Source organism: Sneathiella litorea (assembly GCF_009882915.1).
GTDB classification, from domain to species: Bacteria; Pseudomonadota; Alphaproteobacteria; order Sneathiellales; family Sneathiellaceae; genus Sneathiella; species Sneathiella litorea.
The window spans coordinates 20,548-32,890 of the sequence record NZ_WTUW01000009.1; the positions used below are offsets into that span (position 1 = coordinate 20,548).

The 12,343-nt window shown below is 56.3% G+C and carries 10 protein-coding genes; 1 reads left to right on the forward strand and 9 read right to left on the reverse strand.

Annotated features, from left to right (window positions below):
• Positions 1-5: 5 nt before the first annotated feature.
• The 6 genes from argE to tdh form a co-directional block, all read right to left on the reverse strand.
• A complete protein-coding gene (gene argE, locus GQE98_RS14095; protein ID WP_202526321.1) occupies positions 6-1,166 on the reverse strand; it encodes an acetylornithine deacetylase in 1,161 nt (386 codons plus the stop codon).
• Between the two features lie 114 nt (positions 1,167-1,280).
• A complete protein-coding gene (locus GQE98_RS14100; RefSeq protein ID WP_161316356.1) occupies positions 1,281-2,183 on the reverse strand; it encodes a DMT family transporter in 903 nt (300 codons plus the stop codon).
• Positions 2,184-2,270: 87 nt separating this feature from the next.
• Positions 2,271-3,737: a betaine-aldehyde dehydrogenase gene (gene betB, locus GQE98_RS14105; RefSeq protein ID WP_161316357.1), complete on the reverse strand. Its 1,467-nt coding sequence runs from the start codon at positions 3,735-3,737 to the stop codon at positions 2,271-2,273.
• Between the two features lie 34 nt (positions 3,738-3,771).
• Positions 3,772-5,439, reverse strand: coding sequence for a choline dehydrogenase (gene betA, locus GQE98_RS14110; RefSeq protein ID WP_161316358.1), 1,668 nt, complete (start codon positions 5,437-5,439; stop codon positions 3,772-3,774).
• A gap of 106 nt (positions 5,440-5,545) precedes the next feature.
• The gene (locus GQE98_RS14115) at positions 5,546-6,736 is read right to left on the reverse strand and encodes a glycine C-acetyltransferase (protein WP_161316359.1); all 1,191 of its coding nucleotides are present in this window, start codon (positions 6,734-6,736) and stop codon (positions 5,546-5,548) included.
• Entirely contained in the window at positions 6,733-7,791 is a 1,059-nt protein-coding gene (gene tdh / locus GQE98_RS14120) for an L-threonine 3-dehydrogenase (protein ID WP_161316360.1), read from the reverse strand. The genes GQE98_RS14115 and tdh overlap by 4 nt, the downstream gene beginning before the upstream one ends.
• Before the next feature lie 89 nt (positions 7,792-7,880).
• Between tdh and GQE98_RS14125 the strand changes: the two genes are divergently transcribed.
• Positions 7,881-8,456: a helix-turn-helix domain-containing protein gene (locus tag GQE98_RS14125; protein WP_161316361.1), complete on the forward strand. Its 576-nt coding sequence runs from the start codon at positions 7,881-7,883 to the stop codon at positions 8,454-8,456.
• Here GQE98_RS14125 and GQE98_RS14130 read toward each other — a convergent pair whose 3' ends face one another.
• From GQE98_RS14130 to GQE98_RS14140, 3 genes are all read right to left on the reverse strand, one after another.
• Positions 8,457-9,731, reverse strand: a complete 1,275-nt coding sequence (locus GQE98_RS14130) for a glycerate kinase type-2 family protein (protein WP_161316362.1) — start codon at positions 9,729-9,731, stop codon at positions 8,457-8,459.
• 65 nt (positions 9,732-9,796) lie between these two features.
• The gene (locus tag GQE98_RS14135) at positions 9,797-10,237 is read right to left on the reverse strand and encodes a GFA family protein (RefSeq protein ID WP_161316363.1); all 441 of its coding nucleotides are present in this window, start codon (positions 10,235-10,237) and stop codon (positions 9,797-9,799) included.
• 17 nt (positions 10,238-10,254) lie between these two features.
• The gene (locus GQE98_RS14140) at positions 10,255-12,282 is read right to left on the reverse strand and encodes a molybdopterin-containing oxidoreductase family protein (protein ID WP_161316364.1); all 2,028 of its coding nucleotides are present in this window, start codon (positions 12,280-12,282) and stop codon (positions 10,255-10,257) included.
• Positions 12,283-12,343 lie beyond the last annotated feature (61 nt).

Below are 12,343 nucleotides of genomic sequence, written 5' to 3' on the forward strand. Positions count from 1 at the left end.
ATTCGTCATATAACAAGCCGATCAATGAGTTTCGATATGAAATCCTCTGCAGCCTTGACCTGACTGATATCGATATATTCATTGGGTTGGTGCGCGACACCAATAGAGCCGGGACCACAAATAACGGTTGAAAAACCTGCCTGCTGGAACTGCCCCGCTTCGGCGGCATAAGAAACGGCATTTGCCGTATTCTTGCCGGTGATGGCCCGGCACAGCATTTCCGCCTCACCATTATCCTCAGGCCTGAGTGCCGGAACAGTCGATGATATCTCGGTGACGATGCTGGACTCCGGCGCTATCTTGCGCAATTCGGGCAGGACTTCCGTCTCACAATAAGCGTTAAAACGGTTCACAGAATTCATCGGGTCATCCTCTGGAATATACCGAATATCCCAAAGGAAGCTGCATTCGCGGGCGATAATATTACCCGCGGTCCCGCCATGAACCACACCGCAGGTCAATGTGCTGTAGGGCGGTGAAAAAGGACTGTCGGCAGAACTGCGAGCCTTGTTCTCCGCCATCATTCCGGAAATAAAGTGGATCAGGTCAGCCCCGACCATCACGGCGCTGACGCCATCTTCAACAAGACTAGAATGCGCTTCCCGCCCTGTTACCGTCGTTTTCAGTGTGAGAATGCCCTTATGCGCCGAGACAATGTCCATCATCGTCGGCTCTCCAACGATAACCGCACGCGGCGCCGGCAGGTTGGCGGCAATCTCGTCAATCATGTCCGGCGCACCGACGCAGCCGATTTCCTCATCATAGGAGAGCGCGAAATGGATCGGGACGGACAAACCCTTCTCAAGCATCTCCGGCACCTTCGACAACGCAATTGCGGAAAAGCTTTTCATGTCTGACGTGCCGCGCCCATAAAGCCGGCCGTCTTTCTCGACAACGGTGAAAGGATCAGTATCCCAAGGCTGTCCTTCCACCGGAACCACATCCGTATGACCGGAAAGGACAACGCCGCCTTCTTTTACGGGGCCAACAGTCGCGTAGAGATTAGCCTTGCTTTTATCTTCATTGAAAACCCGGGTGGCTGTTATGCCGTGACCCTCCAGGTAGTCGGAAACGAAATCAATCAGGTTCAGATTGGAATTGCGTGACACCGTGTCGAAAGAAACGAGTTTTTCAATCATTTCACGGGCAGAATAAGTCGTTCCCAATGGCCACCTCTCAATTGTTTGATTTCAACATATTTTGGCAGCTTAACCGATGAAATTGTAGAACGAAAGGCGTAAACAGGCATATTTGACAAAAAAGTGAAGCTTTTATGACGGTCAGTCTAACAACAAAAGCAGGATACCGAAAACGATCAATAAAATACCTGCAGCCTCAATCCGGTTGGTTCTTTCCTTGAAAAAGAAATAGGACGCGATAAAGGTAAAAACCAGTTCGACCTGGCCTAGAGCGCGGACATAAGCGGCATTTTGCAGGGTCATGGCCGTGAACCAACCTACCGAGCCCAGCATACCGGTAAGGCCAACCCAAATTGCCACCCGCCAGTTCCGGACAACTGTCATCAGTTGTCCCGGTTCCCGGATTGGCAGATAGACTGTCATCACAAGGGTCTGGAAAAAGAGCACACAGACCAGTGTAAAAGCAGCCGGCATCATCGCTCCCTCCCCGCCGAGCGATAGCGCCGCTGCACGATAGCAAACAGCAGAAATGCCGAAAAATGCACCGGAGAGTAACCCAAATCCGGCTGCCTTGCTCGTCCATCCAGAGAAAAAATCGTGGAAGGTAAAGGCGCTAGAGGACATGGAGATCAGCAGAATGCCGATAAAGCTGACGGCAATGGCAAGGCTCGCGCCCATTCCCACATGCTCGCCGAGGATCACAATCCCGAAAATCGCGGCCTGTACGGTTTCTGTTTTAGAGTATGTCGTACCGACGGCGAAGTTTTTCAGGCTAAAGAGCGCGACCAGCAATCCGGTTGCAAGGATCTGCGTAAGCCCCCCTATGCTAATAAATAACGCGAATTCCCCATTCGGTGTCGGAACGGGCAATTCTGTGAAATGGTCAATGGCCAGAATATAGAGAAGCGCAAATGGGGCCCCGTAAAGAAAGCGCACATAGGTCGCCCCACCCGTACTGAGACGCCCTTTCAGGGATTTTTGCAACGCGGTCCGGACATTCTGAAAGAAGGCCGCAAAAATGGTAATGGGGATCCAGGCTTCCATGGGAGGATACTCAACTAAAGTAAGGGGCCCCGAATTTTGCGCGAAAATGGAATGCTGTCAATGAGTTGAAATGGTATGGCAGCTATGTCAATACCCGCATTCGACGTCGCCAAGCTCCACATAGACGGATTTAAGCTGTGTGAAATGATCAAGCGCGACAGCCGCATTCTCCCGTCCAATGCCCGATTGTTTATAGCCGCCAAAGGGAACGCCGACGGGCGTCAGGTTATAATTATTGATCCAGCAGGTACCGGCGCGCAGCTTCCCCACCACCCGATGTGCGCGAGCGAGATTTTGCGTAAAAACCCCGGCGGCGAGGCCGAATTCCGTATCATTGGCGCGGTTGACCACTTCCTCTTCATCGCGAAAGCTCATGATCGACATGACAGGGCCAAAAATCTCCTCCCGGCAGATGCGCATATCATCCTGACAGGCGGTAAAGATGGCGGGTGACATGAAGCTCCCTTTCTCACATCCCTCGACAGCGATCTTCTCACCGCCGCTGACCAGATGTGCTCCCTCCTCAATCCCGAGGCGGACATATTCCATCACTTTCTCGAAATGATCCGCATTGATCAGTGGACCAACATGGGTGCCCTGATCCATCGGATCGCCGATGACCATCGCCTCGGCTCGACTCTTCAGGATCGCGACAAAGGCGTCATGAATATCCTCATGCACATAGACCCGCGTCCCGTTGGAGCAGATTTCACCCTGCGTATAGAAATTCGCGTTCATCGCGGCCGAGACGGCATTATGGATCTGGCTATCCTCAAACACGATCAGCGGCGACTTCCCGCCGAGTTCCATGGTGACATGCTTGACCGACGCCGCCGCATCGGCCAGCACCTTGCGACCCGTCGGCACCGAACCGGTAAAAGAGATTTTGTCGATATCCGGATGGGTCGCAATAAATTGCCCGGTCTCTCCCCTGCCGTGCAGGACATTGAAAACACCTTTTGGCAGCCCTGCCTCGGTCAGGATTTCGGCGAGCTTGACCGCATTGGTCGGTGTCTGCTCGGATGGCTTGAAGATCATCGCATTTCCGGCGGCAAGCGCGGGCGCTGTCTTCCAGCAGGCAATCTGCATCGGGTAGTTCCACGCGCCAATCCCGGCACAGATACCGAGCGGCTCACGGCGCGTGTAAGCAAAGGCGTCTGATCCCAGATCATGATGCGATCCCTTAATATCGGCAGCGATCCCGCCAAAGAATTCAAAGGCATCCGCGCCGCTATCAATATCCGCCTCTGGCGTTTCCGCAATTGGCTTACCGGCATCCCTAACCTCAATCTCGGCCAGTTCCATGCGCCGTTCGCGGAGGATACTCGCGGCTTTCTTTAGGACACGCCCCCGCTCGATTCCGGGCAGGGCGGACCATTCCTGGAACCCTTTTCGCGCGGCCTGCACGGCCTTCTCGACATCGCGACGGCCTGCCTGCTCGACTTCCGAAAGCTTTGCGCCCGTCGCTGGATTAAAATTGCCAAAACTCTTGCCGGAAATTGCCTTCTGTGGTCTTCCGTCAATATAAAGCGGTAGTTTTTTCGGTCTGCTCATCAATCTTCCTTAAGTAAGATTTCTGTTCAATGTCTCAGCGTTGGTTGCTCTGCCAGTCTGCGGCATGATAGACGGGTGCATCACTCGGTGGCAGGGGTTTTACGGCCTTGATCCGGTCGGCAATTTTCTCCGCGATCATGATGGTTGGCGCGTTCAGGTTTCCGCTGGTGATCTGCGGCATGATGGAACTGTCCACAACCCGTAAATTATCAATGCCATGAACTTTGCCCTCCCCATCGACAACGGCCATGTCATCACTCCCCATCTTGCAGGTGCAGCTCGGGTGATAGGCAGTTTCCACCGTCTCGCGCACAAAGGCGTCGATTTCGTCGTCCGTCTTGACCTCTGGCCCCGGCGCAAGCTCCTTGCCGCGATAGGGATCGAAGCCGGCCTGCGCGAAAATCTCTCGCGTCAGCTTGACGCCATCGCGTAGTTCCCGGCGATCCTGTTCCGTTTCGCAGTAATTTGGCTGAAGGATCGGCGCATCATCGATATTCCCACTCCTGAGTGACATATATCCCCGGCTGGTCGAGCGCATGGGTCCGACATGCGCCTGATAGCCGTGCCGATCGGTCGGGTTGCCGCCATCATAGCGCACAGCCATGGGCAGGAAGTGATATTGCAGGTTCGGGTGCTCGACCCCTGCCTCGCTTCGGATAAAGCCGCCCGCCTCAAAATGGTTGGTCGCGCCAAGGCCCTTTTTAAGCAACATCCATTCCAGCCCGACCTTCAGTTTCGCAATCGGCGACATCACCTTGTAGAGGGTGATCGGTTGCGTGCATTCCTGCTGCACATAAAGCTCCAGATGATCCTGCAAATTCTGCCCGACACCAGGAAGGTCTGCAACGATCGGCAGGTCGTGTTTTTTAAGGTCATCCGCCGGGCCAATGCCGGAAATCATCAGCAGGTGCGGTGAATTGATGGACCCCGTCGCCGAGATCACTTCCCGCACCGCCGTCACCTGATGCAGGATTCCACCGCGCTGATATTCAACGCCGGTCGCACAGGTTTTCTCGAACAGGATGCGGCGGGTATTGGCGCCGGTCAGGATCGTCAGGTTTTGCCGGTCCATTGCTGGCTGGAGATAGGCAAGCGCGGTGCTCCATCGCGTGCCCTGATGCACGGTCATGTCCATGCGGCCGACGCCTTCCTGCTGAAAGCCGTTCATATCATCGGTGAAGGGATAGCCCGCCTGCTGCCCGGCTTCTAACCAGGCGTGGTATAGGGGATTTTCGCACGGCCCGACGGAAACATGAAGCGGCCCGTTGCCACCGCGGTACTGATCCTCTCCCCGGTCATAGGTCTCGGCTTTCCTGAAATACGGCAGGCAATAGGCATAGGACCATTCCTTGAGACCCGGGTCAGCGGCCCAGCCGTCATAGTCGAGCGCGTTACCGCGCACATAGCACATGCCGTTGATGGCCGAGGAACCGCCAAGCACCTTGCCCCGCGGCCAGTAGATTTTCCGCCCATTCAGATGTTCCTGCGGTTCGGTGTAATATTGCCAGGCGAGCGAGGGGGAATGCATCGGATAGCTGAGGGCCGAAGGCATATGAATGCGCCAGTCCCACCAGGGGCCGGCGCCGCCCGCTTCCAGCAGAAGGACGGAGATTTCGGGGTTTTCACTGAGGCGATTGGCGAGCACCGACCCGGCGGAGCCTGCGCCGATAATCACATAATCAAATGCCTGTTGTTCCGTCATCAGCCTGTATCAGTCCCCTAACGTTTCAAGGAGCCGAGTATAAGGGGCTCCAATCCGCTTCCCTGTTTAAAGGGCGACACTGACTAAGACAACCTCGCCATTGGAATTATTTGGCAGAAGCCAACAGTAGGGTGGCGAGCGCACGCCCGGCCTCCTCCAGCTCCGCTTCTGTATGGGCGTAGGAGACCTGAAAGCGCAGTCGCGCCTCCCCCTCCGGCACCACTGGAAAGCCAAACCCGGTGACAAAGATGCCCTTATCCAAAAGCTCACCCGCGAGGCGGATGGCCGTGGCCGTCTCACCGACGATAACGGGCACAACCGCACTGTCGCCTTCCAGCGGATCGAGGTCCAGCTCTTTCAGCAGTACCCGGAATTTTGCCGCCTTTTCCTGCAAGGACTGCACCCGCTCGGGATGAGCCTCCAAAAGCTCCAGCGACTTGCTCCCCGCCGCGGCGACGCTTGCGGGCAGTGCGTTCGAAAAGAGATGCGGGCGGGATTTCTGGATCAATGTCTCAGTGACCGCCTTTGGACCCGCGACGAACCCCCCGGTGCCTGCGCCGAGCGCCTTGCCGAGGGTTCCGGTAAAGATATCGATCTTATCCATCACCCCAAAATGTTCCGCCGTGCCATGACCCGTCTTGCCCATGACGCCGAGACCATGGGAGTCATCCAGCACAATCAGCGCATCGTATTTTTCGGCCAAGGCGACGATCTGATCGAGCGGGGCGATATCCCCCTCCATCGAGAAAACCCCATCGGTGACAATCATCCGCGAGGGCGCGTCGGCATGTTGTTTAAGCTTCGCTTCCAGGTCGGCCATATCACTATGCTTATAGACACCACGTACGACATCCTTTGCGGTCGCACGAATACCGTCAATCAGGCTCGCGTGATTAAGCTCATCGGAGAGGACAACATCGCCCGCCCCGCAAATGGCATTAAACAGCCCCGTATTCGCCGCCCAACAGGAAGAATAGGTCAGCGCCGCCTCGGTCCCGTGAAAACGCGCCAGATCGGCCTCCAAGGCCTCATGAACATCCTGCGTGCCGCAAATAAAACGAACGGACGCCGTGCTCGCCCCATATTTGAGGAGGGCCGCGCGCGCCGCCTCGACTATCTCTGGATGGTTCGCAAACCCGAGATAATCGTTGGAGGAAAGAAGTGTCACCTCCCCCTTCCCCGCGAGCTGGATCCGGTCGCCGATCGGGCCTTCAATGGTTTTCAGGCGCTTGTAGGTTCCGGCCTTGTCGGCGGCGAACAGGTCTTCCGTCAACCGTAATAGTAATGCATTGCTCATATCGGCAACCTCTGGTCAATCTGCTGGAAATCCAGGACGATCTTGCCGCAGGCGCCTTCGTCCATCAACTCAAACCCGTGCTGAAAATCCGTCGCCGGCAGCACATGGGTGATTACCTTCTCCATCAGGTCAGGATTTTTAAGCATGAATGCCTCGACCTGATACCAGGTTTCATACATCCGGCGTCCGGTGATGCCGAGCAGGCTGACCCCCTTCATCACCACCTTCGCGCCGAGGTCAAGCTCAACCGGCCCACTCGGGATACCCAGAAGCGCAAATGTCGCGCCCGGTGCGGCAATATCAAGTGCGGCATTCAGGGCGACCGCATTTCCGCTCACCTCGAGAACCACTTCCGGCCCGTGACCGTCGGTGAGGTTGAGAATTTGCGCAGCGCAATCTGGATCGCGCGGGTTGACGACAAGATCAAGATCGAGGCTTCTGGCAATGGCCGCGCGGGCCTGGTTCGGTTCCTGCAAAGCAACGGTGCGCGCACCATGGGCCTTGGCAATCGCCGCCGCAAACAGGCCAATAGCGCCCCCTCCGACGACAAGGACATTTTTCGCCGTTACCTTGGCGGTCGAGACCATATGCATGGCGTTCCCCACCGGATCAAAAACAGCCGCGTGTTTATCAGGAATGGCCTCCGGCACGCGCCAGAGATTACTTGCCGGCACTTCCACTTGCTCCGCGAAGGCACCGGGGCGATCCACACCAAGAATGCTCGTTTTCTCGCAGATATGGGCATTGCCCGTGCGGCAGTAATGACATTCCCCGCAGGAAATATGGCATTCGGCGGATACCCGGTCACCAATCTCGTAACCCGTGACGCCCTCGCCAATTGCGCTGATCCGCCCGACGAATTCATGACCGATGGTCATCGGCGTCTTGATCCGCCCGGCCGACCAGCTATCCCAGCTATAGATATGATAGTCGGTGCCACAGATTCCTGCGGCAATCACGTCCACCATGACCATACCGCGCGCCGGTGCAGTCAGGGGCTCCTTAAACGCGGACCAGATTCCGCGGGCGGCTTCGGTTTTGGCTATTGTGAACATGGGACACCTATTTTTCTAGCAATTGGATAAAAATCCGTTATACTGTATTTAGTAAAATATATCGGATTTAAATCCTGTCAATTGGAAAAATGTCAGAACCATTAAATAATCCTCCTGCCGTCGGTGCCACTGTTAACCGCCTGCGCAAAGAGAAACATCTCACTCTCGACCAGCTCGCGGCAGTCTGCGGTGTGTCGAAGTCCATGCTGTCTCAGATCGAGCGTAACGAGACCAACCCCACCCTTGCAACTGTCTGGCGGCTCGCCGAGGCACTGGGCGTAACCATTGACGATATTGTGCGCGGCGATGACCCGACCCATAGCCTGACCGTCGTAAATGGTGCCTCGATCCCCGTCCTCAATGACGCGAAGGGTCATTACAGCCTGAAGGTTCTCGGACCAGCCAGCCTTGTTAACGATATGGAATGGTATGAAGTGGCGATCAAGCCGGGCGGCAAAATGACGTCAAATCCCCACACCGCCCGGACAACAGAGCATCTGACGGTCTTCAGCGGAGAACTTACTGTTAAGGCGGGTATTGAGACGGAACGGGTCTATGCCGGCGAGACAGCACGTTATGCCGCCGATCAACCGCATGAGATTGCCAACACCGGCGCAGAGGAAGCCCGTGCGCTCCTCGTCGTGCTGATGGGCAAGCAGATTTAGCTACAAGACCAGGATCGCCCGGAAGTCATTCACATTAGTCCTTGTCGGCCCCGTCTTGATGAGGTCACCCAGCCCGTCAAACAGGCTGTAGCTGTCATGCCGGGCGAGGTATTCCTTCGCGCTTAGTCCTGCTTTACTTGCTCGTTCCAGAGTATCCGGCGTGATAATCGCCCCGGCATTATCCTCGGTTCCGTCGATGCCGTCCGTATCACAGGCCAGAGCATAAACCCCTGCCAGCCCGTCGAGATGATCTGCGAGAGCAAGCAGGAACTCCGCGTTTCGCCCGCCCCGCCCTGTCGCACCCTCTTCACTTTTGACCGTAACCGTGGTCTCCCCACCCGAAATCAGCACACAGGGTTTGGCGGCTGGCTGGTCATGAAATTTGACCTGCCGGGCAATGGCGGCCATAACGGCGGCAACATCCCGCGCCTCCCCCTCGATACTGTCGCCGAGGATGACCGGCGTGATGCCTTTTGACGCAGCAAGGGCGGCGGCGGCCTGCAACGACTCCTGCGGCGTGGCAATCATGATCGATTGCGCCTTTGCAAATGCCGGATGATCCGGTTCCGGCGTTTCTGAGGCAGAGCTGTTGAGAAAGGTGTCTATGGACGACGGAATATCGATCCCGTATTTTTCAAGGACAGCGCGCGCATCTGCCGATGTTGTCATGTCCGGCACTGTCGGGCCCGAGGCAATCACCGCCGGATCATCGCCCGGTACATCGGAAATCATCAGGGTAACGACCTTGGCCGGATAGGCCGCAACGGCCAGCCGACCGCCCTTGATGGCGGAGAGATGCTTGCGCAGGGTGTTCATCTCGGTAATATTCGCACCGGAAGCCAGAAGCGCCTTGGTGACGGCTTTCTTTTCCTCCAGCGTGATGCCCTCACCGGGTTTTGCGAGAAGTGACGAGCCGCCACCGGAAATAAGGCAGAGCACGAGATCATCTTCTGTCAAACCCTCAAGCAGGCCGAGGATATCATCGGCGGCCCGCGCCCCTTCCGCATCGGGGACCGGATGCCCCGCCTCCACCACCTTTATTCTTTCAAGCGGCAGGCCATGCTCATAGCGGGTGATGACGAGGCCCTCAAGCGGGCCCGGCCAATTGTCTTCCACCGCTTTCGCCATGGAGGCCGCGGCCTTGCCCGCCCCGATAACGACCGCGCGGCCCTTCGGCACGGGAGGCAGATGCCGGACAAGGGTCTCGCGCGGATCCGCGGCGGCAACAGCCACCTCGAATAGCTCCGTCAGAAAAATTTGAGTGTCCTGAACCATTTATCCCCCATCCGTTGAACTGTCTGTTTCTTAACGGAAAACGGGGCCAAATGACCAGAGATATTTCAACCCGGCTCTACTGCATCCTCAGGAAGGCGCGCCCCGGAACGCCGGGGCAGGTCATCGGTAATCTCATAATAATCGCCCGCGAACTCCGTAAAAACATGCATCGCCGTCTTGAGACCGGTTGGCTCATCCAGAGAAGCTGGGGAAATACCCATGTTTCCACCGGATTTATAGGTCCAGAAAATACTGGAGCCACATTTATTACAAAATCCGCGCTTCGCTTCCTCCGAGCTCTCATACCAAGTCAGCGTTTCATCGCGGGTGAAAACGAGATTCTCCGGCAGACAGACGGTAAAGCCATTAAGGTAACCCGCCGTCTGACGACATTGCTTGCAATGACACACGTCGACAGGCCGTAACGACTGGTAAATCTCGAAACGAATCCCGCCGCAAAGGCAGCCTCCTTTTGCCCGAAGGTTCTTTTCACTCTTGTCACTCATGTTTCCTCCCAATGAAGTCAAGCGGCCACAACCTCGACCCGGCAGTCATTAAAGCAGGCACCTTCGGAGAGGTCCGCCTTGAATGTCGGGGCAAGCGCCGAAACCGTCTGGTTATTCGTCGTTGTCTTGAACCAGGATCCTTTAGGAGAATAGAGCACACCGGGGCGGACATTATCACTGATTTTTAGTGGCAGGTAAACTTCGCCTAACCTGTTATAGACTTTGACCTGCATGCCATCTTTAAGCCCGCGTGCCGCGGCATCCTCCGGATGTATTTCCAATTCCGGCACATCGTCATTTGCCTTCACACCGCCAAAGGTCGAGGTAATCATCTTATTAGATGATGGCGTGACGAGAGAGAGCGGAAAACTATCCTCCACCGGGTGATAGGTCGGAATCTCCTCCCCGAAGGTGTCGCGGAGATAACCTGATTTCAGCTCAATCCTGCCGCTGGGCGTTGCCGGCAGGGCGTTCTTGAACAGGATCGTGTCTTCCCCGTTCCGCTCCATGGAGAGGGCGGTCCCAACCGGAATTTCGCTTGGGCGATAGCCTTTGAGGCGCGGATCATTGTTGTCAATGGCATCGTCAATGAGTTCCTTGTCCGTCGCCTTGAATATCTCCTCGTTAAAGCCGAAGCGGGCGGCTAGACGGCGGAAAATCTCCGTATTGGGGAGCGATTCCCCGACCGGAGCAATCACCGGTTCCGCCCGTTGCAGATAAGGCTGGCCATAGGCGCAGAAGATATCATCATGCTCGAAATGGGTCGCGGCCGGCAGGATGATATCGCAATATTTCATGCTGTCGGTCATGGCGACATCGCAGCCAACCGTGAAAACATCCTCCCGCGAGAGGCCCTTCTTCGTGAGATTCTGGTCCGGAGAGACGACCACCGGATTGTGGTTGTAGATAAACACGCCCTTCAGCGGGATATCGAGATCATCCTCTGCCAGATGTCGCCCGATATCGATGATATTGAGGGTGCGGGTCCCCTCCGGGATCAGGTCCGGCCGCTGCAGCTTGTCGATTGTTTTCGGGAACAGGTTGCCTGCCCCACCAACGATACCGCCACCGGCCACGCCAAATTTCCCGGCAAGCGCCGGTAGCGCGAAAATTGCTCGGATACCGTTGCCGCCATTGCGGTTCCGCTCGATCCCGTTGCCGACGGAGATCGCGGCGGGGGCCGTCTCCTTATAAAGCTTGGCAAAGGCGCGGATATCCTCTTCAGACACCCCGCAAAGTTCCGCCGATTGCTCAATGCTGTATTTGAGGGCCTCGGTCATAAACTCCTCTGCACCCTCGACATGCTGGTCGATAAAGGCCTGGTCAAATCCGCCAATGCGTTCAAGTTCCACCGCGATAGCCCAGGCGAGGATCAGGTCCATGCCCGGCCGAACTGGAAGATACATATCCGCCTGCTCCGCGATCTTAATCCGTTTTGGATCGATCACGACAAGCTTCGCGCCCTCTGCCTTTGCCTTCTTGATAATCGGTGCCAGATGCAGGTTGCAGTAGGTTACGTTGTTTCCCCATACGACAATCAGCTTCGATTTTGCGCATTGCTCGGGCTGCATGGCCCCGGCAAGGCCAAAGGTGCCCTTGAACGCCTCCGACTTGACGCCGCCGCACATGGCGCGCCGGAACAGGATTGACGCCCCCAGACGATAGAAAAAGCGCAAATCCATGGACCCCATCGCCAGCAAGCCATGTGGCCCGGCATAGTTATAGGGAACAATCGCCTGTGGCCCATGCTCCTGAATAATAGCGGTAAAGCGTTCATAAATCGTGTCGAACGCCTCTTCCCACGAAATCCTCTCAAAGTCCTCCCCGCCTTTAGGGCCGACACGCTTCATCGGGTAGGTCAGCCGGTTCTTGCCATGGACAAATTCCGGATAGTAGCGCGCGACCTTGTTGCAGACGACGCCATTGGTCAGCGGATTGGCCTTGGAGCCACGCACCTTCGCGACCTTGCCCTCCTCTACCGACACGGTGAAGCTACAGGTATCAGGACAGTCAAGCGGGCATACACTGGCGAGTTCAACAGACATGGTTTCATCCTCATCGCAAAAATCACGGTATTTGGTACATGTATCATGATCTGGAACTGGT

What these genes read in the sequence shown, in the direction of transcription:
- GQE98_RS14100 (WP_161316356.1), bottom strand. Translation starts at nt 2,183, where the DNA reads ATGGAAGCCTGGATCCCCATTACCATTTTTGCGGCCTTCTTTCAGAAT.
- betB (WP_161316357.1), bottom strand. Translation starts at nt 3,737, where the DNA reads ATGAGCAGACCGAAAAAACTACCGCTTTATATTGACGGAAGACCACAG.
- betA (WP_161316358.1), bottom strand. Translation starts at nt 5,439, where the DNA reads ATGACGGAACAACAGGCATTTGATTATGTGATTATCGGCGCAGGCTCC.
- GQE98_RS14115 (WP_161316359.1), bottom strand. Translation starts at nt 6,736, where the DNA reads ATGAGCAATGCATTACTATTACGGTTGACGGAAGACCTGTTCGCCGCC.
- tdh (WP_161316360.1), bottom strand. Translation starts at nt 7,791, where the DNA reads ATGTTCACAATAGCCAAAACCGAAGCCGCCCGCGGAATCTGGTCCGCG.
- GQE98_RS14125 (WP_161316361.1), top strand. Translation starts at nt 7,881, where the DNA reads ATGTCAGAACCATTAAATAATCCTCCTGCCGTCGGTGCCACTGTTAAC.
- GQE98_RS14130 (WP_161316362.1), bottom strand. Translation starts at nt 9,731, where the DNA reads ATGGTTCAGGACACTCAAATTTTTCTGACGGAGCTATTCGAGGTGGCT.
- GQE98_RS14135 (WP_161316363.1), bottom strand. Translation starts at nt 10,237, where the DNA reads ATGAGTGACAAGAGTGAAAAGAACCTTCGGGCAAAAGGAGGCTGCCTT.
- GQE98_RS14140 (WP_161316364.1), bottom strand. Translation starts at nt 12,282, where the DNA reads ATGTCTGTTGAACTCGCCAGTGTATGCCCGCTTGACTGTCCTGATACC.